Source organism: Rothia terrae (assembly GCF_014705925.2).
Lineage (GTDB): Bacteria > Actinomycetota > Actinomycetes > Actinomycetales > Micrococcaceae > Rothia > Rothia terrae.
In genome coordinates this window covers 873,181-899,823 of sequence record NZ_CP061539.1, presented here as the reverse complement: position 1 = coordinate 899,823, position 26,643 = coordinate 873,181, and the positions used below count along the sequence as shown (strand labels likewise).

Annotated in this window: 19 protein-coding genes; 5 read left to right on the top strand and 14 right to left on the bottom strand. The window is 56.0% G+C overall.

Features of this window, described 5'->3' with window-relative positions:
- Nucleotides 1–83 precede the first annotated feature (83 nt).
- Nucleotides 84–1,502 (top strand): zinc-dependent metalloprotease, encoded by a 1,419-nt coding sequence (locus IDM49_RS04190; RefSeq protein WP_190725128.1) that lies wholly within the window; start codon nt 84–86, stop codon nt 1,500–1,502.
- A 268-nt stretch (nt 1,503–1,770) separates the two neighbouring features.
- Here the strand turns inward: IDM49_RS04190 and IDM49_RS04185 are convergent, their stop codons facing one another.
- The 3 genes from IDM49_RS04185 to nudC form a co-directional block, all read right to left on the bottom strand.
- Nucleotides 1,771–2,373 carry a M48 family metallopeptidase gene (locus IDM49_RS04185; protein ID WP_190725127.1) on the bottom strand — a complete coding sequence of 201 codons (603 nt, stop codon included), beginning with the start codon at nt 2,371–2,373 and terminating at the stop codon, nt 1,771–1,773.
- A gap of 8 nt (nt 2,374–2,381) precedes the next feature.
- Nucleotides 2,382–4,208, bottom strand: a complete 1,827-nt coding sequence (locus tag IDM49_RS04180; protein WP_190725126.1) for an ATP-dependent helicase — start codon at nt 4,206–4,208, stop codon at nt 2,382–2,384.
- 134 nt (nt 4,209–4,342) lie between these two features.
- The gene (nudC, locus tag IDM49_RS04175) at nt 4,343–5,446 is read right to left on the bottom strand and encodes an NAD(+) diphosphatase (protein WP_190725125.1); all 1,104 of its coding nucleotides are present in this window, start codon (nt 5,444–5,446) and stop codon (nt 4,343–4,345) included.
- Nucleotides 5,447–5,585: 139 nt separating this feature from the next.
- On the opposite strand from nudC, the gene IDM49_RS04170 reads away from it, so the two are divergent.
- Entirely contained in the window at nt 5,586–6,860 is a 1,275-nt protein-coding gene (locus tag IDM49_RS04170) for a macrolide 2'-phosphotransferase (protein ID WP_190725124.1), read from the top strand.
- A 143-nt stretch (nt 6,861–7,003) separates the two neighbouring features.
- Here the strand turns inward: IDM49_RS04170 and IDM49_RS04165 are convergent, their stop codons facing one another.
- The 3 genes from IDM49_RS04165 to IDM49_RS04155 are packed head-to-tail and all read right to left on the bottom strand — an operon-like array spanning nt 7,004 to nt 14,821.
- Nucleotides 7,004–10,756: an ATP-dependent DNA helicase gene (locus IDM49_RS04165; protein WP_190725123.1), complete on the bottom strand. Its 3,753-nt coding sequence runs from the start codon at nt 10,754–10,756 to the stop codon at nt 7,004–7,006.
- Nucleotides 10,757–10,773: 17 nt separating this feature from the next.
- The gene (locus tag IDM49_RS04160; protein ID WP_228008184.1) at nt 10,774–14,265 is read right to left on the bottom strand and encodes an ATP-dependent helicase; all 3,492 of its coding nucleotides are present in this window, start codon (nt 14,263–14,265) and stop codon (nt 10,774–10,776) included.
- Nucleotides 14,266–14,323: 58 nt separating this feature from the next.
- Nucleotides 14,324–14,821 (bottom strand): hypothetical protein, encoded by a 498-nt coding sequence (locus IDM49_RS04155; protein WP_190725122.1) that lies wholly within the window; start codon nt 14,819–14,821, stop codon nt 14,324–14,326.
- A gap of 147 nt (nt 14,822–14,968) precedes the next feature.
- On the opposite strand from IDM49_RS04155, the gene IDM49_RS04150 reads away from it, so the two are divergent.
- The 3 genes from IDM49_RS04150 to IDM49_RS04140 all read left to right on the top strand — a co-directional run bounded on the left by IDM49_RS04150 (nt 14,969) and on the right by IDM49_RS04140 (nt 17,471).
- Nucleotides 14,969–15,652: a 3'-5' exonuclease gene (locus IDM49_RS04150; RefSeq protein WP_168613794.1), complete on the top strand. Its 684-nt coding sequence runs from the start codon at nt 14,969–14,971 to the stop codon at nt 15,650–15,652.
- An 82-nt stretch (nt 15,653–15,734) separates the two neighbouring features.
- The gene (locus IDM49_RS04145) at nt 15,735–17,069 is read left to right on the top strand and encodes a threonine/serine exporter family protein (protein WP_168613795.1); all 1,335 of its coding nucleotides are present in this window, start codon (nt 15,735–15,737) and stop codon (nt 17,067–17,069) included.
- Between the two features lie 12 nt (nt 17,070–17,081).
- Nucleotides 17,082–17,471 carry an SRPBCC family protein gene (locus IDM49_RS04140; protein ID WP_190725121.1) on the top strand — a complete coding sequence of 130 codons (390 nt, stop codon included), beginning with the start codon at nt 17,082–17,084 and terminating at the stop codon, nt 17,469–17,471.
- Nucleotides 17,472–17,590: 119 nt separating this feature from the next.
- On the opposite strand, the gene hemL is transcribed toward IDM49_RS04140, so the two are convergent.
- The 8 genes from hemL to hemE form a co-directional block, all read right to left on the bottom strand.
- The gene (hemL, locus tag IDM49_RS04135; protein ID WP_190725120.1) at nt 17,591–18,916 is read right to left on the bottom strand and encodes a glutamate-1-semialdehyde 2,1-aminomutase; all 1,326 of its coding nucleotides are present in this window, start codon (nt 18,914–18,916) and stop codon (nt 17,591–17,593) included.
- A 42-nt stretch (nt 18,917–18,958) separates the two neighbouring features.
- Nucleotides 18,959–19,966 (bottom strand): porphobilinogen synthase, encoded by a 1,008-nt coding sequence (hemB, locus tag IDM49_RS04130; protein ID WP_190725119.1) that lies wholly within the window; start codon nt 19,964–19,966, stop codon nt 18,959–18,961.
- Nucleotides 19,963–20,748, bottom strand: coding sequence for a uroporphyrinogen-III synthase (locus IDM49_RS04125; RefSeq protein ID WP_190725118.1), 786 nt, complete (start codon nt 20,746–20,748; stop codon nt 19,963–19,965). The genes hemB and IDM49_RS04125 overlap by 4 nt, the downstream gene beginning before the upstream one ends.
- Nucleotides 20,749–20,798: 50 nt before the next feature.
- Nucleotides 20,799–21,806 carry a hydroxymethylbilane synthase gene (gene hemC, locus IDM49_RS04120; RefSeq protein WP_168613800.1) on the bottom strand — a complete coding sequence of 336 codons (1,008 nt, stop codon included), beginning with the start codon at nt 21,804–21,806 and terminating at the stop codon, nt 20,799–20,801.
- A complete protein-coding gene (locus IDM49_RS04115; protein WP_190725117.1) occupies nt 21,803–23,131 on the bottom strand; it encodes a ferrochelatase in 1,329 nt (442 codons plus the stop codon). The genes hemC and IDM49_RS04115 overlap by 4 nt, the downstream gene beginning before the upstream one ends.
- Nucleotides 23,132–23,959 carry a hydrogen peroxide-dependent heme synthase gene (gene hemQ, locus IDM49_RS04110; RefSeq protein ID WP_228008183.1) on the bottom strand — a complete coding sequence of 276 codons (828 nt, stop codon included), beginning with the start codon at nt 23,957–23,959 and terminating at the stop codon, nt 23,132–23,134.
- Between the two features lie 102 nt (nt 23,960–24,061).
- A complete protein-coding gene (gene hemG / locus IDM49_RS04105) occupies nt 24,062–25,522 on the bottom strand; it encodes a protoporphyrinogen oxidase (RefSeq protein WP_190725116.1) in 1,461 nt (486 codons plus the stop codon).
- A gap of 5 nt (nt 25,523–25,527) precedes the next feature.
- Nucleotides 25,528–26,640 carry a uroporphyrinogen decarboxylase gene (gene hemE / locus IDM49_RS04100; RefSeq protein ID WP_228008182.1) on the bottom strand — a complete coding sequence of 371 codons (1,113 nt, stop codon included), beginning with the start codon at nt 26,638–26,640 and terminating at the stop codon, nt 25,528–25,530.
- Nucleotides 26,641–26,643 lie beyond the last annotated feature (3 nt).

The following is a 26,643-nucleotide window of genomic DNA, read 5'->3' as shown; positions in this document are numbered from 1 at the left end:
GCTAAACACTTACGCAACTCCCAGCAAAAATCTGTAACGTAGAGACAGTAAGCCTGTTTTGGTAAGGCAACGAAAGGTGCACAATGTCTAACAACCCCTTCGGTGAAAACGGCCAAGACCCGTTCGAAGAATTCTTCAAAAAACTCAGCCAAAACGGCGGCGCAAACTTCAACGCTGATGACTTGCGCGGCATGGGAATCCCGCTCGATCCCTCAATGCTCCAAGGCATCTTTTCCCAGTTCACCAATATGATGAACGGGCAGGGTGAGGACGGTAGCGTCAACTGGGATATGGCTCGCCAGCACGCGCGTCAGACTGTTGCAGCTAAAAACGATCCTTCAGTCACCGCCAACCAGAAATCAGCGGTACGCGACGCATCTCAACTAGCAGATTTGTGGCTTGACCCCGTCGTTGAATTCTCACGCCCCGACTACGCCACCGAAAGCTGGTCACGCTCAGAATGGGTAGAGAACTCATTCGACACCTGGACCGAAATCGCAAGCCCCGTCGCTGAAGAGACCACCAACGCTATGAACGCGTCCATTCAGCAGCAGATCCCCGAAGAAATGAAGGGAATGCTCGGTGGCGGTAATCTGCTCGGCGGTATCGGCTCCATGATGTTTGGCATGCAGGTCGGCTCAGGTGTTGCCCAGCTAGCGCAAGAAGTTCTCTCTACCAACGACATCGGCATCCCACTGATCTCAGGACGCAGCGCGCTACTACCCGACGCCATCAAGTCCTTCACCGACGATCTAGAAATCCCAGCCCAGGAAGTCATGCTCTACCTGGCTGTTCGTGAAGCTGCCCTCGTTCGTCTGCACAAGGCAAACCCCTGGCTACGCGAAGACATCATGAGCCTCATCAAGCGCTTTGCCCGCGGTATCCACGTAGACATCGAACGCATCCAATCGCAGGCAGTTGAGATTGACCTTGATTCACTTAATCCCGAAAACCTGCAAGAAATCTTCGGTGCCGAAATGTTCGAACCCCAGCATACCGAGGACCAGCAACTAGCGCTCGATCGCATCGAAAACCTGCTAGCGCTCATTGATGGCTGGGCAACAGTGGTCACCGAACAAGCAACCAAGAACCTGCCCAGTTCATCACGCATGAGCGAAGCAATGGCTCGACGACGCGCATCCGGCGGCCCCGTTCAGCACGTTTTCCAGGGCCTACTGGGCCTCAAAGTGCAACCCCGAAAGTTCCGTGAAGCAACCGATTTCTGGCGCACCTATGAATCAGAACACGGCGCAGTAGCACGCGATGGACTCTGGGAAGCACCCGAAAATCTGCCCACCAGCGAAGAAATGGATAACGCTCAAGCATTCGAAGAACGCAGCGAATTCCTCAACGCATCCGACGATGAGTTCGATGCAGCGCTTGAGAAACTTCTAGCCGGCGGATATGACGAGCCCGCGGAGGGCAGCTCCGATGAGAAAAAGACTGACGAGGACTCAGGCGACAACGGTTCTGATGACGATAGTTCAGAGGGTAAACAGTAGCCAAATTGAAACCGTCGAGAACAGCCATGAGTTAATCTCCACAGCATTTCTGGTCGCCAGCAGTCCCTCTCACTTCACTCGCGCGGGGCGCTCGGAAGTGATTCACGCCAGACCCGATGCCAGCTGGCGACCAGAATATGCTGTAGAGAAATAGGCTGGTTAAAACATCGATGCCGGGAACATTCCCTTCACGGGTGTTCCCGGCATTTATGTATTCAGATGCTTTTCTTGCTTAGCAGGAGAGTCTCAGTCTTTCTGCAAAACACCGCTAGCTCTCTTGACGGTGCTGAAAACTCACGCCGTCCAAGAATCCTTGCGCTTTCTCAAGGTGAGGGTAGCGCTTTTCGAGGGCTTTGAACTGCGGCCCGTGGTCCAGATGCACAAAGTGGCAGAGTTCGTGGTGTAGCACGTAGTCCACCACGTACTCGGGCGCGCCCTGGATCATATGAGAGATGCGGATGCGCGAGGTCGCCGGGGTTGCCGAACCCCATCGGGTCTTTTGGTTGGTGACCCAGCGAATTTCATCGGGCAGGCTGACTTCGGGCAAATAAGTGTCAATAAGGTATTGAGCGCGTTCGACCAGATAGGCATCGCTGGAGAACTTGCGTTTGCGTTGCCCCTGCTGTTGCGCTCGCGCCATTATTTTGGGTGCCAGTTGCTGAAGATATTCTTCAATATCGTGTCTAGTAGAGGATGCTGGCACGAGTAGCCGCAGACTGCCATCGGGGTTCATGGCTCCGCTGACTGTCTTGGTACGACGCGATGAACGCACAATTTCAACGGCAGGATGCTGAGCTGTGGCATCCCACCACTCAGTTCTCGTGTTCCTAGTGCGAGGTGTACCGGTGCGAGAAGCAGTTTTTCGCGGCATCTGTTGCCCTACCTGTACATATTCTTGGGTGCAAGGGTATCTAAGAAGCGCGAGCGCTTGCGGTTGGCGCGGCCTCCGGGGGTGCGCGATAGCGACCACGAGAAGGTGATGTATTTGCGTGCGCGGGTGATGCCTACGTAGAGCAGGCGGCGTTCTTCATCGATTTCGTCGCTTGTTTTGGCGAAGGAGATAGGCATCAGCCCTTCGTTGAGTCCGCAGAGGTAGACCGCGTCCCATTCCAGGCCTTTAGCGGAGTGCAGCGATGCTAACGTGACGCCGTCCATGCTGGGTGCATCTTGGTTTTGAAGACGCTGGGCGAGGTGGGCTGCGAATTCGTGCAGGCTAAAGACTTGAGGGAGTTCGCTGGCGTTGTTTTCGCGTGCTTGGGCGCGTTCTTTTTCGCGGGTGGCGTTGAGCGAATCAGCCATGGAGACCAGGGCCGCGAGTGACTCCCATTTTGCGCGTACTGCGCCGCTAGATGCGGGAGCTTGATCGGAGTATCCCAAAGATTTGAGGACATCGCGTACTAGTTGCGGGGTTTTTTCGTCTGTTTGGGCGTTGGCTGAATTGCGCAGCAAGGTCATTGCGTTACGAACCTCGGGACGGGCAAAGAACTGCTCGGCGCCGCGCAGCTGGTAGTGCACACCGATTTCTGAGAGTGCTTGTTCCAGTGTTGCCGACTGCGCGTTGGTTCTAAACAGTACGGCAATCTCTGATGCGGGAATTTCATTGTGGTGGATGAGTTCTTTAATGTCTCGGGCGATGCGGTGCGCTTCGTCTTCGTCGTCTGCTGCCTCAATCCAGTCAGCGTCCGGCCCTTTACCTCGTTGCGAGACTAGTTCGAGGGGCTGAGCCCATGCGCCGGGTGTTGAATCTTTGCCGGGCTTGCGCGCTTTGAGTAGGTTGTTAGCGAGCTCTACCACGGTGTGAGTGGAGCGGTAGTCGCGCACGAGTTTGACCACGTTGGCGTTACGGTGGCGACGTTTGAAGTCCATGAGAAACCGACTGGTTGCGCCGGTAAATGAGTAGATGGTCTGCGAGGCATCGCCCACTACGCAGACGTCATCGCGTCCGCCCATCCATACGTTGAGCAGACGTTGTTGAAGAGGTGAAACGTCCTGGTATTCATCAACCACAAAGTGACGGTACTGAGCGCGAACGGCGGCGGCAATGGTTTCGTCTTCTTCTAAGATGCCCACTGTCAGCATGAGTACATCTTCAAAGTCGATGATGTGTCGTTCGTCTTTGAGTTCTTCGTAAGTGCGGTAAAGACGCACCATGTTAATGGGCGTGATGTCGTTAGGTAGCGCGCGGTCAGCTAGATGCGGCATCAGGGTATCGGGGGTGAGCATTTTGACTTTTGCCCACTCAATTTCGCCGGCAAGATCTCGAATGGTAGCGCGGTCTGTTGACAGGCGCAGACGGTTGGCTGCCTCGGTGATGAGTTGTGCTTTGTGAGGGATGATGGTGGGCGGTGTGCCGCCCACAGCTTGGGGCCAGAAGTACTGAAGCTGACGCAGTGCCGCCGAGTGGAAGGTTCGTGCTTGCACGCCAACGGCGCCGAGCTGGCGTAGACGCACGCGCATCTCGTCAGCTGCACGCGTGGTAAAAGTCAATGCAAGAACTCGTTGGGGAACGTAGCGTCCGATGGCAATACCGTAGGCAATACGATGCGTGATTGCGCGGGTTTTACCGGTACCTGCACCGGCTAATACGCACATAGGCCCGTCAAGTTCGGTGGCGACGCGTCGCTGCTCCGGGTCAAGGCCCTCAAGGATTTGTTCTGGGCTGGGAGCGCCTGCGGTGGGTAAAGCGGTGGTTACCTGCTGTGACATATGCGCCCCTTACGAGTTTCAAACGTTGCCCATTTAGTTTAGTGCTTTTCGCACGGGTGTGGGGCGTGCGAAAACTCATAGTCTTGTGTGGGAGTTCAGGCGTGAGAGCACCCGACAGGAGGGCTTACCTCTGGTTATTCCACGGGCAAGGGGCACCCAACCCAGTGTTCGATGAGCTTACGGGAGATGGAGCTACGCTGCGGCACGCTGATTTCTCCACTTGCGCAAGCGGTGCGCAACTCATCGCGGGTGAACCAGCGGATTTCTGCGATTTCTTCACCATCGGCCTGAACCTCATGAGGGTTAGCGGCGACCGCGCTATATCCCAGCATCAGCGAGCGAGGGAACGGCCAGGGCTGAGAGCCCATGTACTGCATGGCTTCAACCCGCACACCGGCTTCTTCAAAAAGTTCTCGCTCCACAGTATTTTCAAGGGATTCGCCAACCTCAACAAAGCCAGCAAAGGTTGAGAACCGGTTCTTACCCCAAGCTTGAGCGTTACCTAAAAGTATGCGTTCTTCGCCGTCGAAAGTTGCGCTGACCACGGTAATAACCGCCGGATCTGTGCGCGGAAAAATTTCGCGTCCTTCCGGCGTCACTCGTGCCCACCCTGATTTGATGATGCGGGTGGGCTGGCCGGTTGCGGGGTCAAAGGACGCGCGTTGATGCCAGTTGTTCAACGCGATGGTTGCGCTGAGAATATCTCCCCAAGCGCGTTCAACGCGGTTCTCCGCCAGCACGTCAAAACTGAGCGGAGCGAAAGTTCTGAGGTGCACCAGGGCCGGTGTGTTCTCTATATCAGCCAGTGATGACGCCCGCTGAGCATCCTTGAGTTCGGTCCAGCATTCGTGGCTCAGCAGGCTCTCGTGGTCTCCGATAATTGCTAAGACCGGGCGGGCAGAGTCTAGGGTGTCCACTACGAGTTCACCGCTGTAGATGAGTGAGGACGTGCTGGGCTGGTCGGTGACGTGGGTGCGCAACGCCTCAAGGTTGAGCTGCTCTAGCTGGAGCTCTTGAGGCACGACGCGTCCGGCGGCATTGCGTTGCATGAGAATGCACTCCCCCTGAACCGCAATCACCACGGGGGTTTCACTCCAGGGGTAAATAGCCGCATCCGGGGTCTTTCCTGCAACAGCTTCTACTAGGTGCGATAGAAAGTCGTCCCGGTTGCGTAGCTCATCGAACCGGCGCATCGTTGTTCCTGAGAGGGGCGTTGCGCCTAGCGGTGAAAAATTCATGTCTCAACCTTTTTGTGACGAATACTCCACTCCATCATAAACATGCATTCTTTTGGGTTCTGCCGAGAAAACCCATAAAAAACGGTGCGTATGCTTTCAGCCGATTCATGTGGGTGTTTATCTCTAGTACCCTTAAAGGGTGACTGTTACACCGCTTCAACTTGCCGCTCTTGTATCTGCAGGCGTGCCGGGGCTCTACCCCGTAGCCGCCCTGCCTTCAGCCGACGACGTTGCCGATTTCGATTCGGCAATTATCATCGACTCCGCCAATAAGCGTTGGCGTGTGCGTTCGCCGCGCCACCCTGAAGCTAGTGTGCGCCTTGAATCGGAGCACGTTATTTTGCAGTCATTCTCTGCTGGTTTGCGCGCTCGTCTGCCGTTCCAGCTACCCACCATCGTGGGTACTGTGCCGCTGAACGGTATGCAAACCTTTATCTACACTCATATTCCCGGTGAACACTACGACATCGACGATCTCGCAGAAATCTCGGCGATGGCAAAACCCGGCACCGAAGATTTAGCCACTGCGCTCGGCAGGCTTATTGCTACCATCCATGTGATGCCCGAGACCATCATTGATGAAGCTGATTTGCCGGTCTATTCTGCGCAAGAGTTACGCGAACGTCGCCGCACTGATTTGACCCGCGCGCGCGAAACCGGCAAGGTACCCACCGCCCTGCTCAAACGCTGGACGGATATGCTCAACGATGATGAGATGTGGTCTTTCCGCACCCGCGTAATTCACGGCGATTTGAACGAAGACAATCTGGTTATCGATAAGAAAAAGGTCAGCGAAGTTACTGGATGGTCTGAGGTCTGTGTGGGTGATCCCGCTGTGGATTTCTCGTGGTTGCTCGCCTGCTCAGATCAAGGTTTCGGAGACAAGGTCATTGACGTGTATTCGGAGCAGATGCCGCAGCGTCCTGATCGCAACCTGCAGCGTCGCGCGAACCTCTATGCAGAGTTCGCGCTGGCGCAGTGGCTGATTCGCGGTATTGAGCTGGATGATGACGGCATGATTGCTGAGGGCATTGGCATGCTTCAGGGGCTCGAACGCGATTTGTACGATGCCGGTGAGCTCAAAATTGAACAGCCGCTACCGGCTGCCGTCGATGATTCTGACATTCCCGATACTGACCCCACCATCACGTGGAATCCGTCAACCGGTGCCGCTGAGCGCAAACCGGCTGAGGATGCCTCAAACGCTGTTGAAGTTCAGGCTGAGGGCTCTAAGACTCAGCCTTCCGCCGGTTCAGTAAAGGCTGATTCCGATGCGGGCACGACGTCCTCCGCGTCACGTCCCAAGAGCTCTCTGCTCGACGATATCGCTCAGATTTCACAACCTCAGCAACGAAAAACTTTGGACGCAACAGATTCTCACCACGATCCAGCAGGCGGTTCGGTAAGGGCATAGAGACTTATTCATAAGCGTCTAAAACCCCTGCGCACCTGAGCTTCTGTTGATCTCTGAAAGGATGCTGGTGGCCACCATCTAGGTGCACACCAGCATCCTTTTTGTTAACAATCGCCGACTCAGCGATGGTGCAAGCACTCGCTCTAGGATGCGCCGAGCCTACGCGCCTTCTTGATCAGTTGCGTCAGTTTCTTCTCATCAGCCAAGCGAACGTCCTCCGGTGAATGCTCATAATCGTGGGCCACATAGTAGAAGGTCACCCGGATGTTCTCCAGCGGAACATCCATCAGCCGCGAGAACCCCAGACGGTACACAGCCAACTGAACTTCACGATGCTTGAGTTCACTATCGGTAGGTACGCGTCCAGACTTCCAGTCAACCAGCTCCCATTCAACCTCACCGTTCTCTAGCGGACGTTTGAAAATCGCGTCCACGCGTCCTCGCACCGAAATACCGTCAACAGGAGTCTCAATCGGGTACTCCACCGCCCACGGGGTCAGATGCGCCCAGCGACTGCCCAAGAAATTGTTCTTGAGCGTTTCTAGCTGAAGCGACTCCTCAACCTCGTCATCGGCGTAAATATCCTCCCCGAGATCAAGCATAGCGGCGCTCTCATAATGGTTTTCAATCCACAGGTGAAAAGCTGTACCCTGCCGTGCACTCAAAGTGGGACGCACCGGCATGGGACGTCTCAGCTGCTCAATCACGTCTTTGGGCGATGAGCTCAGCGACACCAACTGCGAAGCACTCATGTGGCCTGGTAACTCCACCGTTTTTTCACGCTGTGGAGCGTTGAGGATGCTGAGCAACAGCTCGGTTTCATCACGCCACGCCACTACCTGTTCGGCAGATTCATCGCGAACATATTGCAGCGGATCATCGCTATCTGGTTGCGGTTCACCGCCTTCTAAGCCTCCCCTAAAGACGTTGTGCGCGGCTCGCTCTAAACGGGCACGACGCGACAGCGCAAAATGCAGGGCTGGGTCATGAGGTGCAGGAGCTGAATGTTCAACGTTCCGCCCCTCTAACGCGGCCTCAGCACCGGCCGCATCTAAGTCCTCCTGCGAATCCCAAGTACGTGTCACCGGACCATCGAGAGGGTCAAACGGCCACAGCGCAGTCGTAATGGCAGCCCGTTGAGGGTTTTCTTCACCGATTTCTTCGGGCGTAGCGTAAGCGATGAGTTCCGGTGCCTCAGCGTTCTCAGAGTCAGCGATCTCTAACTGCTCCTGCAAGAATATGGACGTTTCAGCTGGTTTTTGAGTAGAGCCAATCCAGCTACTTGCGCTGAGCATTAGCAATGAACGCGCGCGGGTGAACCCCACATAGGCAAGACGGCGTTCTTCGCCTAGAGCGTGCTCGTCAGCTTGTTCTTTGAAGAGGGCAAGTTCTTCGTCCAGCTCCCGCAAAGTTCCTGGCGTTGCTTCCCACGGCGGCAGATAGTTGTGATCCCCGCGCAAGACCCACGGCAATGACTCAGCGTTTTGAGTCCACCGATTATCTTTTGTGGAGGGAAATTTACCCGTGGACATCGCCGGGATATACACATGATCCCATTCCAGCCCCTTCGATGCGTGCACGGTCAGAATCTGAACGGCATCGTGACGGGGTTCTTCCCCCGCAGTTTCAAGGCCGTTTTCCTGTTGTGCTGCCTGCTCGCACCAGGCAAGAAAACCGCTCACACCGTTAGCAGATGCCGAGGACGTATTGAGCGAGAACTGCACCTGCTCACCTTCGCTATCCGCGCTCGTTGCCACACCGTCGCGTCCGGCTAGAAGAGTGGCGTTAATGCGCGGTGCACTCACAAGATACGAGGACGCGACATCGTGGAAAGCATCCAAGTGTCGGCGCGCAGTCTGCGAGTTCACCGGCGATTTCGCGGCAACCTCGATATCCATGAGCGTTGTCTCTTCGATGCGGTACATCAAGGTATTGAGATCATCAGCCATAAACTCTCGGAGGTAGGCAAGCTCGTAGGCGATACGCGACAGACGCGCATACCCGGTATCGGTGAACGAACGTCCGGATGCCGGTGATACCCAGCCCTGCGGTGGGAGGTTTTCAACTGCCTCAATCAATGACGAGTTATCTGCAATATCAGACTCTGCCGCCGCTGTAATACTTGCCCATTTTTCGCGGGCTTGACGACGCGTGTGCTCATCTTTAGCGCGCGAAGCGGCACTCTTAGATCGTGAGTGTTCAGCTATAAGCTCCTCTGCACTCTGTGCGCTTTGAGTGGCAACGGCATAAAGCTCTTCAAGATCTAGACCTTCGCCCATGGCAGCAATATCAAGTTCAATGCCTTCGCGCACTAAAAGTTCGCGTCGTTTTTCTAAGAACCGGGCCCACTCAGCCAGCACCAGCAGGTCTGAGACACCAATACGCCAGCGAGCGCCCGAGAGAATACGCATGAGGGCATCGGATCGTCCCGGATCAGAGAGCACATGCATGATAGAGACGAGATCAACGATCTCGGGCGTATCGAGAAGACCTCCGAGCCCCACTACCTGGTAAGGGATGTCGGCGCGTTCGAAGGCTTGACGCAGTGGCTCCATGCTCGATTTAGCGCGGGTAAGTACCGCCATGGTGGGCATCTGATGAAGCGGTTTGTCAGCAAAGGGCGCGCGACGTTCAGCAATCAAGGTGGCGATAGCGTCGGCCTCGGTTTCTTCGCTGATGTATGTTCCCACCAGTACCTGACCGGTGCCTGGCTTGGGTCGTGCTTTCAGGTCAGGTAAATCGATAGTGTTGGACGCGCGTACCCACTTAGCAGGTTCTTTCAGCGGTTCAGCTACACGGTTAGCGGCTGCCAAAATTGAGGTGTCGTTACGCCAAGCAACGCTCAGGTAGCTGGGTGTAGTGTCATCAGTTGGAAAGAAATCGTAGAAGCTAAAGAGCTGACCGTCCGATGCTCCGCGAAAACCGTAGATAGACTGCTTGGGATCGCCCACCGCCATGACGGGGTGTTCGGCGCGTCGTTCAGCATCAACGGCTCGTTGAGTAGCGCCAAAGAGGTCAGAGAACAGCTTCATCTGAGCATGAGAAGTGTCTTGGAATTCATCGAGTAGCACCACTTTGAAGCGGTCTCGTTCTGCGGCTGCTGCCTGCGGTACATCACGGGCGATGCGAGCAGCGTTGGCAATGAGGTCACCGTAGTCCAGTACCTGCATACTCTTTTTCAGACGGACGTAACGCTCCACTAAATCTGCTACGACCAGCCGCGCCTGAATATTTTGTGCCACACCGTTACGTTTAGAAACCGCACCGGGCTTCTCCAGGTTCTTTAATATAGTTTGTTGCTGTAGACAGAATTCACGCACGTGCTCGGTAGATACCAGGTGCTCTGAGCAGTCACCGGCTAGCTTCATCACCGCAGAAATAAGCGTAGACTTCGCCATAGCTTTCTCGGGCAATTCGCCCTCATAGAATTCCACCAGTTGCGCCACCAGCTGCCACGACTGGGTTTGTCCCAGCATCTGCGCGTCTTGCTCAATGCCAATACGCAACCCGTAGTTTTGCACCAGAGTGTTCGCGTAGGAATGATAGGTGCTCACGACCGGATCAGTGGACGTCACCTCGTGTTCCGCACCCTCTGCCACGCGCATCAGCCCTTTAGCCCGCAAAGTCTCAAGCCCGCTACGCATACGCTCACGCAATTCACCGGCAGCCTTACGGGTAAAGGTCACGCCCAGCACCTCATCAGCGCGAACGTAGCCATTAGCAACCAACCACACCACGCGATCAACCATGGTGGCAGTTTTGCCCGAACCCGCACCGGCAACTACCAGGCGAGGTTTCAGCGGCAGAGAAATAATCTGCGACTGTTCAGGCGTTGGACGGTGCCTGCCCAGTACATCAGCAATATCTTCGGGGCTCAGAATTCTCTCGTTAGTCATTGTTCTTTCTCTTTCCCCTACTGTGTTACTTGACGGCCGCGAGCGCACAAGGGACAGATTTCTGGTAGCTTACAGCCGATGCTAAAGCCTCCATCGGCAGTATGACGGGCCTGATAAGTATCGTGCGAGATCAGCTCGGCGGCACGGTTAATGAGCTCAATCGCCCACTGCCCGGTGTCTGGGTTCAGCGGTTCTTGTTTCTGGCTGAAGGTATCGACCTTGGTGCTCTTATCGCCCAGTTGAATGAGCCACGCTCCGCCGGTCATTTCGTGCAAACCTACCAGCTCGGGCATTTCATCCTCGGCGATATAGGGGTGGTCTTTTCCTTCGTGGATTGCCTCAATATCGTCGTTCATTTGCTGGCCAGCACCGGCTTCGAGAGCTACCTGGTAAGCAGCCAGCTGCGGGTGCATCTCGAGGTCTTTCTTGGTGGGTTTGCTCTTTCCAGTTTTCAAGTCAATGATCACAAATTTACCCGCCTGGTCGACCTCAAGGCGGTCCACGCGTCCAGACAAAATAGCGTCTTTTGCTGGTCCGGGAACAATCACGCTAAAGGAGCCTTCTACGCCGACGAGCTCGCGTCCGTTGGTCGAGAGTTCTTGCACGTAGGATGCGAAGCGACGCATCATCTCTTGAGCGCGGTCAAACTGTTGCTGAGTTTCCCAGGTATCGGGCAGATGGAGGGTTTCAAAGCGGGTACGCAGTTCAGCAAGGAGCTCCGCTTCAGTGCCCTGCGGTAGATCTTCAGCGATAGCGTGTACCAGCGAGCCGATGGAGCGTGAGACGTCGGTGAGAGCTTCTGCGCGCGCGGCTTGAACAAACCAATCCAGTGGCGAACGGTGAATTGTTTCAACGCGCGACGGTGAGATTCTCACTCGTTCTTCGCGGGTGAAGATGGGTCCGCTTGAGGAGAGCGGTAACAGGCCCCACCAGCTTGCCGGGTGCGCACCGGGAACCTCTACCCCGGCTGTTTGTTCCGGGTTATTGAGGCGGTTGAGCAAAACAGCAGCGTGATGGGCACGCACCGGGTTGCGGTCCTCTTCAGCGACCCATTGACGCAACTCAGCCACCAGGGCACGCAGGGTCAGCGGGCGTCGAACTTCAGTATTGACGCGTTTTTCGCCCACTGCAGGTGCCACAATATCTATCAGCTCTGAGGGCATATCGTCTGCTGAGGACGCCGCTGTGCACACCAGTCTGTATTCAGCACGAGAAATCGCGGTGGAGAACATGCGGTATTCATCGTATCGGGTATCGCGAATCCGCTGAGAAATAGTCATGGTGCGGGCAATATCCCCACCAAATTCAACGGTATCGATTAACTCTTGAGTGCTCAGCAAAGAACCGCGAATTGTCGTGTTGGGCCACACGCCGTCTTGAAGACCTGCAACGTACACAATGTCCCATGTGCGTCCAGCTGCCGTTGCCGGGGTCAACAAAGCCACAGCGTCCTGCGCCGTCGAACGGGTTGCCAGGGTATCCATGGGCAAATCTTGCGAATCAATGTACTCCAAGAACTGCGCAGCCGTAGCCCCTGGCATCTGGTCAACATAGCGGGTGGCTGCCTCGAACAGACCGATCATGGCGTCCAAATCGCGGTGTGCTCGTTGGCCTGCGGTGCTGTCTTCTGCAGAAATTTCTCGCCACATCTCAGCCAGGCCGCTGGCATCCCACAAAGCCCAGAGCACAGTTTCGGCGGTAGCCCCGGGAACATGAAGTGCCTCTGTGCCCGCCGACAGAACTTTCGCTACACGCCGGGCGGCGGCGCCGTCGCGTCCGCGAGGAATCATAGGAAGGTTAGTCAGACACTCCACTAGCAAGGTTTCTGAGCTCCGGCTGCCACCGGCACGAAGTTCTTGCCCGCGCAGCAGCTGCCTGAGGTTACGGATGTCCATGGTGGATGCTCCACCCAGGCGCGAGGACAGCAACGCGACGGCGTTTTCATAGCCCAGGGCGTAGGACGATGAAGGTTGCGCGTTCTCAGCGGCGATATCAGCCTCGGTATCGTGCGCGGCGCTCCCCTCTGTATTCATAGTGAGTGCGCCGTCCGCATCATCCTCAGGCTGAGAAGCAGCGGCATTAATGATAAGCGCTAGGGCATCTAAGAAGGGACGTACCGCAGGTTCATCACGCACAGGAGTCTCGGCAGCCGATACTTCAACGGGGATTCCCTGGGCGTCTAGTACACGCTTGAGACGAGAGATATCGGCACCGTTACGCACGATAATGGCGCTACGGCGGTAGCTTCTACCGCGGTGCAGGCGGTCTTCGAGAATCATCTGAGCCAGCAAGGCACCTTCGTGCTGCGGGCTATCAACGGTTAGTGCTTCAACAGCTAGGTCATTTCCCGCTGATTTTTCAAGATCTAGTAGCTCGTGGTCATCGCCCAGTGGCAAAAGTTCTTGCTGTATCAGTTCAGTTTCTTCAGGTTGTTCAAGGATGCGCGGGGCGTCCAAACCAGCTACAGCAGGTGGAATGCGGTGAGCGAGTGCAGACCAGGCACCCGCGATTTCAGCGTTCATTCGATACGAGGTCTTGAGCTTGTGAACATTCACCTCGGTGAAAATATCGCGGACGCGGGCAATCATGTCGGGGCGCGCGCCGCGGAAACCTTGAACCACGGTGTCAGTGCAGGCGGTCATATACACGGTGGGTTCAACGGTAAAAGCTTGCGCGAGGGCGTCGGCGTCCACCGTCATGTTCTGCGCTGTTTGAGCGAGAACAAGGGAAAGCTGGTGGCCGCACACAATACTGAGTAGCCTGTAGATCGACGGGCTTGCCTCTTGCAAATCATCAATTAGAATCAGGTCAAATGCAGCGCGTTCGTCAGCTAAAAACTCGGGGTTAGCCACAAAAACCCGGGCGGCTTCGTGGATGAGTGCCGCAGGGTCAAAGGCGTTGGGGGCGCGCAAACGACGAATTTGTCGGTATTCCGTGTAAAGTTGCGCAGCTGCTGCCCATTCAGGGTGCTGATACCGGCTGGCTAGTTCTTGGACGGCGCCCGCGTCCAGATTGTACTCGGCCATACGGTCAAAGAAATCGCGAATCTCATGGCGAAAACCGTTGGTTGGCAAAGCCTCACTTAAGTCCGTAGGCCAGTGAGGGCCAAACCCGCTTTGCCTGTGACCCTCAAGAAGTTCGCGGATCATCACATCTTGTTCAGGGCCTGAGAGCAATTTGGGTGCAAACTCTAGACCCGGTAGGAGCTCCAGAATATGAGCGCGGCGTAGAACATCAAAGGCGTATGCCTGCCATGCGCGCACCGGAGCTGAAGACATAGTGGTGTTCACGCGGGCTGTCAGTTCTTCGCGGACGCGAGTTGCACTAGCACGCGAGGGGGTGAGCACTAGCAGTCGCGCAGGATTACCACCGGATTCAATGAACTGCGCGGCTCGTTCAATCAGCGCGCGCGTCTTTCCCGTGCCCGGTGCTCCGGCAATAAAATGAACACCGCTCACCTCTTTCAAACGGTTAGCGGCGTCCATCGTGTTGTGCAAAGAAGTGCTCATGTTCTTATTCTTTCAGCACCCACTGACAAAATAAGAACGTTTTTGAGATCTCTCGGCTTTATTTTTTCTTCATCATTTTGAGCACTGTGGGCAAGTGACGGGCTAACTGTTCAGCCGCGTACAGGCCGGCGCTCTGCGATGAGGTGCCACGCTGGTGCTCGTTATAGGGGTTGTACCCGTGATGCGTTTGACTGTAGGGATTCTGTTGCTGGGCACTGCCCTGCCCGAATCCGCCAAAGAACCCACCGGTTGGCTTGGAGTACCCCGGACGCGATCCACCGGCTTGGCGCATACCGTCTTGGAAACCGCGGTCGTACCCCTGATGGTAGTCCGCTGATTTACCGCGTCTAAACCCCGTGCCACGCGTTGAGCCATTTTTGAATTTGTTGACCTGCTGCGCGATAAACAGTGCCTGCGATAACTTTGATTTTTTACGATGTGAACTCGACTGATTGCGTGAAGCCGCAAACTCCAAACCCCAGTTGATAGCTTGCATGATTTGTTCTTCTCGGCTACCCCTTCCATGCGAGTAGCCGCTACTAAATTTTTGAGCCATGCTTTCCCCTTCCAACAATAAGTACGCTTTATAAGTGTAGTCTGCTCAACCATCCGTGACTTAAAACTTCTCGTGAAGACACCTTCTCAAATCAGCATCTTTTCGCATGTACTCGCCCACAGTTGCCCCGCGTTGTACTCTTAGAACATGACTTCATGGACTGAACTACCCCGCGCCACCTTTGACCTAGAGACCACCGGCATCGACGTGCGCACCGCTCGAATCGTCACCGCATCCCTTATTCTGGTGGATGCTGAAGGTGAGGTTATCCGTCAGGCTGAGTGGCTGGCAGATCCGGGCGTAGAAATCCCCGAAGAAGCTTCTAAGGTTCACGGCATTACCACCGAATACGCAAAGGCTAACGGTAAGCCCGGCCAGCAGGTCGCCTACGAAGTTGCTATGGCGCTCGGCGGTCTGTTTGCTGATGGTGTGCCTGTGATTGCTTTCAACGCCGCTTACGATTTTTCGGTCATGCACTACGAGCTTTCTCGTTACGGTTTTCCGCCGCTCACCGCCTTCCCTGTTCTTGACCCGCTAGTTATTAACAAGCAGGTACATAAGTTCAAAAAGGGCAAGCGCACCTTAGAAGTACTGGCGCAAGAATACAATGTCGAGCTTGATAATGCGCACTCATCAACCGCAGATGCTATTGCCGCTGAACGTGTTCTCACCGCGATGAGCCTTGAGTACCCCGATGAACTTGAGCAGGACGCGGTCACCTTGCACAATGCGCAGATTGGCTGGGCAGCGGAACAAGCAGCTGACCTTCAGGCGTACTTTGATCGTATTGGAAAGCAGGCAGATATAGACGGCACCTGGCCTGTTCGATAGCTCAGATTCACGTATCGGTCGCAGGTTATTCTGCGGCCGATATTTTCTTGTTTTCGTATCTCGACACTCAGGATAGATAGCGATGGATGATTTTACCCGCAGTATCACTCTGGGCTCTTCTCGCCTACAACATGAGGAACTCGTTCAACAGTCTGCGGTGGTGATGCGCCTGGGTATGATGCTGATGGCATCGGGCGCGAGCGCGTACCGAGTGAAGTCGTCGATGGCTCGGTTGGCTCGTGCTGTTGGACTCACCGAGCATCATGCGCAGGTATCATTCACTGAAATCTCTACGACGTCCTATGCCAAGGGTTTTTACCGCACTGAAATTTCCGAACAGCGCGCCGTGGGAATCAATGCGCATCGCATCGATGCTTTAGGCGAGTTTGTTTCTGCTTTGCCTTCTCAGATTTCGCCGGCGGTTGCAAACCGCACTCTCGACCGTATTGAGGCGTTGCCCAAGCTGTATGCGCCGTGGCTTTTGGCCTTGATCGCCGGTATAGCGTGTGCGGCTTTTGCGTTCATGAACCGCGGTGGTTTGCTGGAGTGTACCGTGGTGTTTTTTGCCGCCTGCGCAGGTCAGTTTCTTCGCTCTCAGCTACTTCACCGGCACATTAACCATATGGCGGTGTGGATTCTGTGCGGGGTGCTCTCCGCCGGTTTATATATCGCCGTGATGACGGGGTTCAGCTCCGCTGGGCTTATTTCTGCCGACCATATGGTGGGCTTCATTTCTTCGGTTCTGTTTCTGGTGCCGGGTTTTCCGCTGGTCACCGGGATGCTGGATTTAGCACGGATGGATATCTCAGCAGGGCTCTCGCGCCTAACGTACGTGGTTCTGATGCTGATGAGTGCGTCCTTCGCGATTTGGCTCCTGTCCTTTCTTTTTGATGTGCCGCTATCAACTGCCCCTGATTTGGGGCTTCCGGTGCTTGCGCTCGTAGCTTTGCAAATCATCGCGTCCTTCTGTGCCGCCGTCGGTTTTGCCATGCTGTTCAATGCAACTCCGCTGGCCTGCACGTGGGCAGGAGTTATCGCTGCACTGGTTAACCCCGCACGCGTGTGGCTGACGGATGCCGGTTTAGCACCCCAATTGTCCGTTGCTATTGCTGCGTTTGTCGCCGGTTTGCTGGCAGAAGTTATTGCGCCGCTTCATCACCGTCAAATCTCCCGCGTTTCACTCTCTGTGCCCGCGGTGGTCACCATGGTTCCAGGCGTGCTGTTTTATATGTCGATGGCTCACTTTAGTAACGGCGATGTCACCTCGGCGCTCGCAGGAATGGTGCAAGTGATATTGGTGTTCGCCGCCATCGGTATGGGACTTGCCGCAGCTCGTTTGATGATGGATAAAAACTGGCTGTACGATCGCGATACACAAAAGCTTGGCTCTCTCAGAGCCGATCAACACATGCGTTAGGAACAACCAGCCGTGGTCTCTCAACATATTTCACGCATCATCGGAACCTCCCCGCAGAAGGTGTATGACTATGTGCGTAATCCGTTCACCCTGCCGCTCTGGGCCGCGGGGTTGGCGACTTCAACTGTGACTGAGGATAACGGAAGGTATTTTGCGCAGGCTCCTTTTGGACGCGTGCAGGTACGCTTTGTGCAGACCAACAGTTCTGGGGTGCTAGACCACGGGGTCATCACCGAGAACGGCGCAACTTTCTACAACCCAATGCGCGTCATACCGCATCCGCAGGGTTCTGAAATTATCTTTACGGTGCGACAGTTAGAGATGAGCGATGAACAGTTCGCCGCCGATTGTCGTGCTGTGGCTGCAGATTTAGAGACGCTTGCTCAGCTGTTAGAGCGGTAAAAGACAGAAAATCGCGGTAATCTACAGCCTTCGCCGCAACACCGCTACGGCGCACAAATCTATAAACAGCAACGGGGCACCTGAAAATTTCAGGTGCCCTGTCTGATGAGTCGTGACGCTTATGCGGTGGCTGATGCCGCTGCTTGAGCCGCTGCAGGAAGAGCCGAGATGATGCGATCCATCGCAGCATCATCGTGAGCGGCGGAGAGGAACCATGCCTCAAACGCGCTCGGCGGCAGATAGACGCCTGATTCCATCATGGAGTGGAAGAACGCGTTGTAGCGGAAGGTCTCGCTTGCCTTGATGTCATCGTAGTTGTGAACACCGTTGGCAGAGGTACCGAAAGCCACCGAGAAGAGGTTGCCAGCCGTTTGGATGGAGTGGTCCACTCCGGCATCGTTGAATGCTTCAGTCAAAGCCTTCTGGAGTTGAGCTGAGCGTTCATCGATATGCTGGTACGCCGCAGCATCTGCGGCTGTGAGGGTGGCGATGCCCGCTGCCATAGAGATGGGGTTACCCGAGAGAGTACCAGCCTGGTAGACGGGTCCGGTGGGAGCGAGGTATTCCATGATCTCGCGCTTTCCGGCGAGCGCAGCGATGGGCATACCGCCGCCAATGACCTTACCGAAAGCGAAGAGGTCGGGAACCCAGCCGCCGTCGTTGGGTGATGCAAAGCCCCAGTAACCTGCAGATGAGACGCGGAAGCCCGTAAGAACTTCATCGAAAATCATGAGGGCACCGTTTGCGGTAGTGAGCTCGCGAATGGTTTTGTTGAATCCCTCGTGAGGGGTGACAACGCCCATGTTGCAGGGCGCTGATTCAGTGATGACCGCTGCGATTTCACCGGGGTAGGTTTCAAAAGCTGCGCGCAGGGCGTCCTCGTCGTTATAGGGCAGGACGATGGTCTCCCCTGCAGTTGCGGCGGTGACGCCTGCGGAACCCGGCAGTGCCAGGGTAGCTACGCCTGAGCCCGCTTCTGAGAGCAGGGCGTCCACGTGTCCGTGATAGCAGCCAGCGAACTTGATGATTTTGTCGCGGGACGTATAACCGCGTGCCAGGCGCACTGCCGTCATGGTGGCTTCGGTGCCGGTTGAGACCATACGAACCTGGTCGATAGCCCCGGGAGTAACAGCGTTAATACGCTCGATGACCAGCTCAGCTAAACGAGTTTCAGATTCTGTTGAGGTACCAAAGGATAGCCCGTGATCAACTGCGGTGTGTACAGCATCAATGACGCGAGCGTCCTTATGACCCAAAATCGCAGGTCCCCAAGACCCCACGAGATCAACGTACTCTTTACCGTCAGCATCGCGCAGGTAGGCGCCTTCGGCATCCACCATGAACGCGGGAGTGCCGCCCACAGAGTTGAATGCACGCACGGGTGAGTTCACGCCGCCGGGGATTACGCGACGAGAACGTTCAAAAAGCTCTTCGTTATGAGTCATGTGTTATCTTCTTTCGACGGTGAAAACAGTGGTGTTGTCAGCTTACTTGGTTTGGTTCAGCCAGGTAGCAACTTCGGTCGCGTAGTAGGTCAAGATGATATCGGCGCCGGCGCGGCGAATGCCCATCAGCGATTCCGTGACGATGCGCTCACGGTCAATCCAGCCTTTAGCTGCTGCTGCTTCGATCATGGCGTATTCGCCAGAGACCTGGTAAGCGGCGACGGGAACTGGTGATACATCGGCAAGTTCACGCACGATATCAAGGTAGGCCATGGCGGGTTTGACCATCACAAAGTCAGCGCCCTCTTCAATATCCAGCTGAGCTTCCAACAGTGCCTCTCGGCGCTGAGCGGGGTCCTGCTGGTACGTCTTGCGATCGCCTTTAAAGGTTGAACCGACGGCGTCACGGAAAGGACCAAAGAAGGCTGATGCGTATTTTGCAGAATACGCCATGATAGAAACATCGGGATATCCGGCATCATCAAGAGCCGCACGGATTGCGCCGACCTGACCGTCCATCATGCCCGAGGGGCTCACAGTATGCGCACCTGCTTTCGCCTGTGAAACAGCCATCTTGCAGTAAGATTCCACAGCGCGATCGTTGTCAACAACCTCGTTGCCCCACTCATCGGTGACCAGCGGGCCACAGTGACCGTGAGAAGTAAATTCATCCAAGCAGGTATCTGCCATGATGACAATCTCGTTGCCGAATTCTTCGCGAAGAGCACGAATACCGCGGTTGAGAATACCGTCCTCAGCCCACGCTACTGAACCTTCATCGTCCTTGTCTTCATCGCGCGGCACGCCAAAGAGGTCAACGCACGCAATACCTGCATCGATAGCTTGACGTACCTCGTATTTGAGGCTGTCTAGGGTGTGCTGATACTGTCCGGGCATAGATTCGATGGCTACCGGGGCATCAATGCCATCTCGCACAAAGAGAACCTGAATCATGTTGCGAGGTTCCAGCGAAGTCTGGGCAGTCAGTGCTCGCATAGCATCGGTGGTACGCGCGCGGCGCGGTCGAAAAGCTAAATCAAGATTTTTCATGATGCGTTGTCTTCCTTTTCAATACTGTCAATGGTTGTCTGCGCTAGATCGCTGGGCGAAGGTGTAGGAGATTGCACGACGCGTAGTCCCAGTTGCTCAGCGGTGCGGGCAGTGGTTGCGCCAATGGCGATGACCAGCGGAAACTCGGTGTCGGGCTCCTTTTGCGCTAAACGCCAACTTTCGTAAAGCCCGTTTAGCAGGGAGGGAGCTGTTGCGACCACTGCTCTTACCGACGGCAGTTCTTCAACGGCCTGGTCAATCCGCACATTGGTAAGTTCAGCGTCTGCTTCCCGAGTGTTCAGCGGGTTCTGGCAGGGGTACGGGCTCATGGTGTAGACATTCCACGGAGTAACCTCCCACCCCGCTGAGGTGAGCCCCTTCGTAAGGGTTGCCCGAGCGTTCGTTCCTTGAACGCACAGTACAGCACGGTTCGCGTGATCAGCAGCTGTCTCTGGCAATTCACTCGCCAGGTGGGCGGCATCGGAAACTGTGGGTGTGAAGTCTACTTTCACTCCCCTGCCTTCCAGTGCACGAGCCGTAGCTTTGCCCACGCAAGCTACTTTTAACGACGCTAAAAATTGACTCAGCGGCTGATGCAAAACAACCTCAGCTGCGAGAACGCCGTTAGCGCTGGTAAAGGTGACCCAACGAAAGTTTTTACCTAAAAATGCCTCACGCTCAGCCTTCGCCCCTTGATAAAGCTCAGCCTCATGAACAGGCGCATAGATAAGCTCCACAGGCGCTAACCGACCAGAGCAGCTGGCAAGTTCTTGCGCGAACACACCAGCTGCCCCATGCGTGCGGGTGATAAGAACCCTTCGGTCTGTACAGGTCACAGGGTTAGACCAGCCAACTCTGCGGCGCCCTGGTCTAACAGTGCCTCAGCAACTCGCACGCCGAGTTCGTAGGCAGCTTCAACGCTCATATCCGACGTTGAATCCTGATGACGCAGGGTGCGCGTACCATTCGGATGCGCGACCAGAGTATCGAGCACCAAAGAACCATCTTGAATTCGCCCGTAAGCGCCTACCGGGGCGGCGCATCCAGCCTCTAAACGACGCAAAAGCGCACGTTCAGCGGTGACCGCCAAACGGGTTTCAAGGTGGTCAACGGCAACCAGAGCCCTCGCCAGTTCACTGGGCTGATCGCCTTCAGCACCGAACTCAGTGGAGCGGGTCTCAAGGGCTAAAGCCCCCTGCCCCGGAGCGGGCAGTACCTTATCGCACGCTAGGTACTCGGTAATCGCGTCCTCTTTGCCCAAACGAATCAAGCCGGACGCAGCCAGCACAACGGCATCGCAGTCGCCGGTAATGGCACCCAGCTTTTTCTCACCGTGCAAACCGTGCGCTGCGATTCCGTGTTCTTCAAGACCTTTCACGCGCGCCAGGCGAGTTCCCACGTTGCCGCGAATATCAACAATCTCAATATCGGGGCGAAGAGCAAGGATCTGCGCGGCACGACGCGGCGAGCCGGTTCCCACGCGAGCACCTTCAGGAAGTTGCTCTAAGGTCAGGCCATCGCGAGCGCACAGGGCGTCGCGAGGGTCTTCCCTCTCGGGAATAGCCGCTACGACCAAGCCTTCAGCGGGCATGGTGGGTAGGTCTTTGAGTGAATGAACCGCAAAGTCGACGGTGCTATCAAGGATGCGCATACGCAAGGTTGCGGCGAACACGCCGGTACCGCCCATTTGCGAGAGCGGGCCGGTGAGCACGTCCCCTTCAGTTTTCACTGTTTTGAGCTCGACGTCGAAGTCCCCGGCTTCTGCAACGAGTGCCCCTGCCATGCCTGACTGGGTGAGAGCCAGCGCTGATCCGCGGGTGCCTAGCAGGTACTTGCTCATGAGCGAGCACCTGCCTGAGCGTCGTCGCCCTGATAGTTAGCGATCACGGGACGGTCGACCTTAGCCCGCGCTGACTTGCAGCAATCGGGGTTGCAGGCATCAAACCAACCGCGGGATCCGCACACGGAATCGCGGTTTTGTTCGAGCTCAGCAGGGTCTTGAGAACTTGCCGTTGAGCTTACGCGTTCGGCAATGAGCTGACGCAAGGACTCGATGTATTCGGGGTGCACACCCGGGGTGGGAGTACGCGTGGCGATGAATCCTAGGTTCTTGCAGGTGTCAAGAGCCTCGGTGTCCAGATCCCACTTGACCTCCATGTGGTCAGAGACAAAGCCCAGAGGCACCAGTACAATACCGTCAACCTCACCCTCAAGCTTTTCAAGGGCATCGTTAACGTCTGGTTCAAGCCAGGGCATGCTGGGCGGGCCTGAACGTGACTGGTAGACCAGCTCCCAATCAACGTTATCCAACAAAGCGGGATCAACCGCTTCTACACCTGCCAGTACAGCGCGAGCAGCCTGAAGGTGCTTCTCTACATAGGCGCTACCGCCTTCGTAGTCTACCCCGCGGGGGCCAGCCTCATTCGCTGCGCTAGTGGGTACCGAGTGTGTGCAGAACATGATGCGAACGCGTCCATTGCCAGCCGCTGTTTTTTCTGCAGAGGCAATGCCGGAACGCACCTCAGTCAGACCGTCCACCAGGCCATCCACAAATGACTTGATAAAACCGGGGGCATCCCAGAACTGACGCACCTTATCGATCTGAAGTTTGCCTTCTAACCCGAGCTTCTCAAGTGCCATACCGTAGTCTTCACGGTACTGACGGCACGATGAGTAGCCGGGGTAAGCGCTAGTTGCCAGCACCAGAATTTTGCGGGCGCCGTCGTCATATGCCTTTTGCACCACGTCGTTGACGTAGGGCTCCCAGTTACGGTTAGCCCAGGTGATAGGCACGTTGGGCCCGCGCGTCTCAAGGGCTTCGCGCAAAGCTTCCAGTAGGGCACGGTTCTGCTCGTTAATCGGTGAGACACCGCCGTTAGCACGGTAGTGAGTAGCGACTTCTTCTAAGCGCTCATCGGGGATCCCGCGTCCTGCGGTGACATTGCGTAAAAAGGGAATCACGTCGTCTTGACCTTCAGGACCGCCAAACGATGACAGAATCACGAGGTCGTAATCCTCAGGTGCCTGTGAACGCGCACGCTCAAGGTTTTCTTCGCCGTGAAAATCCGGTGCGCTGTTCTCATCAAGCACAGCAGGTCCGTTAGACGCGGTGTTGTGAGGGTCAGTGCGGTTGGGTCGAACGTCGTTAGGTACGGTTGCAGTCATTTAGGCAAGTACCTTTGCGACCTCGCCAGCTTCGATGCGGCGACCGGTGTAGAAGGGCAGCTCATCACGAACGTAGAGGCGCGCTTCGGTGTTGCGGAATGAACGCATGAGATCAACGAGCAGAACGAGTTCGGGAGCTTCAAGAGCAATGAGCCACTCGTAGTCGTTCAGGCCGAAGGTTGCGATGGTGTTGGGCAACACCTCGGGGAAGTCGATGCCTTTCATACCGTGATTCTTCATAATCTCGCGGCGCTTTTCGGGGTTGATGGTGTACCAGTCGTATGAACGAACGAAGGGGTAAACGCAGACCCATTTCTCGGGGTCAATACCCTTAGCGAAGGAGGGAGTGTGACCGGCTGAGAATTCAGCATCGCGGTGCACGCCCATTGTTGACCACACAATCTTGGTGCCGAAGAAAGCATCGGTACGGCGGATATCGCGGATTGCTGCCTGAAGTTCCTCAGGCTTATCGCCGTGAACCCACACCATAACATCAGCGTCATTGCGCATTGCTGAAACATCGTAGAAGCCACGAACGGTGACTCCGCGAGACTTCAAATTTTCGACCACAGCGTTGAGCTCTGCAGTTGCTTCTGTTGAGTTAGCGGTAGCACTCGGTGCGCCTTCGCGGGCAAAAACAGTGTAAAGAGCGTAGTGGAACTGGCTGTCTCCCTCCGCTACCTCACCGGGGCGCTGCCCCTGGATCTTGCCGTGAGCGTCCTTGGCGGTGGGCATAGCGGGACGTCCGTGTGCGCTGTGAGAATACGCGGGGTGTGAACCGCCAGCGGTTTCGTGTGCGTGCTCTTCGGGCTTGCCGTGGTGTGCCATGTGAATAATTCCTTTCATTTCACAGCTTGTGCGTGAGTTTGCCGGGCACCGTTTTGCGGTGCAGGGCTAATAGTGTGCCGGTTGTTCTCAACCAGCAAGTCTTTAGTGGTGGTTCAACAGTTCATCGGCGTATGCTTCGATGACAGCGTGAGTGTCTTTGGTAACCGCTACAAGTCCGGTGCCCGAAAGCCATGCTCCAACGGCGCAGACTCCCTCTAGCTGGTCCAGTGACTGTCTAAAGGCAACGATCTTTTCTTTATGACCGGCTTTAGGCGCGGGCATCGCGCCCTGCCAACGCACAACGTCGGCGTCCACCAGTTGTTTGGGAGAGATATTAGTGCCCAGCAACTTTGAGGCATCATGCAGTGCCAGCGTAATGAGCTGATCATCGTGCAAGGCTACCTCGCTCAGCGGCGAGTTGGCGTCGCTGGAGCGGCCGTACGACAGGCGGACAACGTGGCGTCCTTCGCCCAGTTTGTCGGCAACCCACTGCCATTTTGCCGATGCGTGGGTTAGGGCTTTTGCGCGAACGTTCGTCACCTGATCTGAAATGAGCAGGCCGGTGCCGCGCGGTGCGCGATCAAGTTCAGGCTTATCAACGACCAGTGAGACCAAAGCAATTTCGGGCCCGGCCTTGATGGAGGGCACCGCGTGTGCGGGAAGGTGCGAGCCCAAAATACGCACAGCGGTGGGACCGTCTGTTGCCATGACGAGATTGGGTGCTGAGATAGCGATAGGACGCGCCCCCACATCCGAGCGGCGCTGGATTAAGGTCCACTCCCCTGTCACGGGATCACGGTCTACAGCAATAACGTTGAACCCCGTCATGATGCGCACGTGCATGCGCTGCAAATCTTGCACCAAAGCCTCAGACAGCTGGTTCATGCCACCCTCGATACCCGCAACGGCAGACCCCGCGGGAGCCGCTTTACGAATGGAGCCCGCCGCTGCAGCCAAAGAACCCAGGCGCAGCATTGCGTCCTTGAGGCCAGGAGTCACAACATCAACATCGAGCTTATCGGGGTGCACCGAGTGAACACCTGAAACTACAGGCGCTACCAGATTATCCAGCACCTGTTGACCCATACGTGCCCGTACCAGCTCACCCAGCGTTTTAGCCTTCGCTCCCACGGATGCTGGCAAAAACTTATCCATGCGAGCGCGAGCAATACCGCTGGCGCTCAGGGTAGCTTTCAAGGCGGGATCATCAAAGCTGCCGGGAATACCCATCAAACCGGTGCTGGGCGAAGGCTTAGCTCCCGTGGGAAGATACAGCCAGGAACCCAAGCTATTCGGCAACACAATTTTATCTTTGAGCCCCAGCTCCTGTAGCAAATCAGAGACAACCGTAGAGCGCGTTGCAAAAGATTCAGCACCGGCATCCAGCACCATACCCGCAAGCTGGTGGGAGCCCACCGCACCACCTAAGTGCGCTCGCCCCTCAACAACGGTGACTTTAAAGCCCTTGCGTGCCAGCATGCGAGCAGAGAGCAAACCGGCGATGCCGCCACCTACGACGAGCACACTTTGTTCGGTTGATGATGAAGCGGGTGAAACTGCCATGATTCTTACTTCTTTGTGTTCGTATGGATGTATGAAACGAGATCGGTGAGAACCTGAGGGTCGGTGCTCGGCGGTACGCCGTGACCGAGATTAGCGATGTGAGTCGGAGCTGCCTGAGCTGACTCAAGCACCTGGTCGACGTGCGCGAACAGGGCTTCACTTCCCGAGGCAAGCAGCGCGGGGTCGATGTTGCCCTGAAGAGGGATGCCGCCGCCCAGTCGACGGTTAGCTTCGGAGAGGCTCAGTCGGTAGTCAACGCCCATGACGTCGGCGCCAGCCTCATGCATTGCGGGTAGAAGTTCCGCGGTGCCTGTTCCAAAGTGGATGCGGGGAACACCGAATTCTTCGACCATCGACAGCGCGGTTGCTGAGTGCTCCTGCACAAATCGGCGGTAGTCGGCCTCACCTAAAGAACCTGCCCAGGAATCAAAGAGCTGAACTGCTGATGCGCCAGCTTCAATCTGAGCACGCAGGAACTGGCCTGAGGTACGAGCAGCCCACGCGGCTAGTTTTGCCCACGCCTCAGGGTTCGCGTGCATCATGGTGCGCGGTTTGAGGTGATCGCGTGAGGGGCCACCTTCTACCATGTAGGCCGCGACGGTAAAGGGAGCGCCTGCAAAGCCAATAAGCGGGGTAGACCCAAGCTGCTCGACGGTGTTAGACACAGCTTCGCGGATAACATCAAGAGCAGAGTCTTCAAGTTCAGGTAACTTATCGATATCGCTCATGCTATCGATTGCCACATCAAGCACGGGGCCACGACCGGGCACGATATCAACGTTGACGCCGGCAAGCTTCATCGGTACCACAATGTCCGAGAAGAAAATTCCGGCATCCACCTGGTGACGGCGCACGGGCTGTACCGTAATTTCAGCAGCCAATTCAGGGTTCAGGCAGGAGTCCAGCATCGGAATACCTTCGCGTACCTTACGGTACTCAGGTAGCGAGCGTCCTGCCTGACGCATAAACCACACGGGTGTGTGTGCGGAGGCGCGCCCCGTCAGAGCTTGCAACATTGCGGAATCCGCGGTGTTCGCCGCGCGCAGTGGATGCTGCGGTGAAAGCAGTGAGAGATGTGCATCCGTCAGTAGCGGACGCTGGTTTAAAGAATTAGGCATATT

Bases quoted from the DNA above. Each gene is read 5' to 3' on its own strand.
- IDM49_RS04190 (WP_190725128.1), top strand. From the start codon at position 84: ATGTCTAACAACCCCTTCGGTGAAAACGGCCAAGACCCGTTCGAAGAA.
- IDM49_RS04185 (WP_190725127.1), bottom strand. From the start codon at position 2,373: ATGCCGCGAAAAACTGCTTCTCGCACCGGTACACCTCGCACTAGGAAC.
- IDM49_RS04180 (WP_190725126.1), bottom strand. From the start codon at position 4,208: ATGTCACAGCAGGTAACCACCGCTTTACCCACCGCAGGCGCTCCCAGC.
- nudC (WP_190725125.1), bottom strand. From the start codon at position 5,446: ATGAATTTTTCACCGCTAGGCGCAACGCCCCTCTCAGGAACAACGATG.
- IDM49_RS04165 (WP_190725123.1), bottom strand. From the start codon at position 10,756: ATGACTAACGAGAGAATTCTGAGCCCCGAAGATATTGCTGATGTACTG.
- IDM49_RS04160 (WP_228008184.1), bottom strand. From the start codon at position 14,265: ATGAGCACTTCTTTGCACAACACGATGGACGCCGCTAACCGTTTGAAA.
- IDM49_RS04155 (WP_190725122.1), bottom strand. From the start codon at position 14,821: ATGGCTCAAAAATTTAGTAGCGGCTACTCGCATGGAAGGGGTAGCCGA.
- IDM49_RS04150 (WP_168613794.1), top strand. From the start codon at position 14,969: ATGACTTCATGGACTGAACTACCCCGCGCCACCTTTGACCTAGAGACC.
- IDM49_RS04145 (WP_168613795.1), top strand. From the start codon at position 15,735: ATGGATGATTTTACCCGCAGTATCACTCTGGGCTCTTCTCGCCTACAA.
- hemL (WP_190725120.1), bottom strand. From the start codon at position 18,916: ATGACTCATAACGAAGAGCTTTTTGAACGTTCTCGTCGCGTAATCCCC.
- hemB (WP_190725119.1), bottom strand. From the start codon at position 19,966: ATGAAAAATCTTGATTTAGCTTTTCGACCGCGCCGCGCGCGTACCACC.
- hemC (WP_168613800.1), bottom strand. From the start codon at position 21,806: ATGAGCAAGTACCTGCTAGGCACCCGCGGATCAGCGCTGGCTCTCACC.
- IDM49_RS04115 (WP_190725117.1), bottom strand. From the start codon at position 23,131: ATGACTGCAACCGTACCTAACGACGTTCGACCCAACCGCACTGACCCT.
- hemQ (WP_228008183.1), bottom strand. From the start codon at position 23,959: ATGGCACACCACGGCAAGCCCGAAGAGCACGCACACGAAACCGCTGGC.
- hemG (WP_190725116.1), bottom strand. From the start codon at position 25,522: ATGGCAGTTTCACCCGCTTCATCATCAACCGAACAAAGTGTGCTCGTC.
- hemE (WP_228008182.1), bottom strand. From the start codon at position 26,640: ATGCCTAATTCTTTAAACCAGCGTCCGCTACTGACGGATGCACATCTC.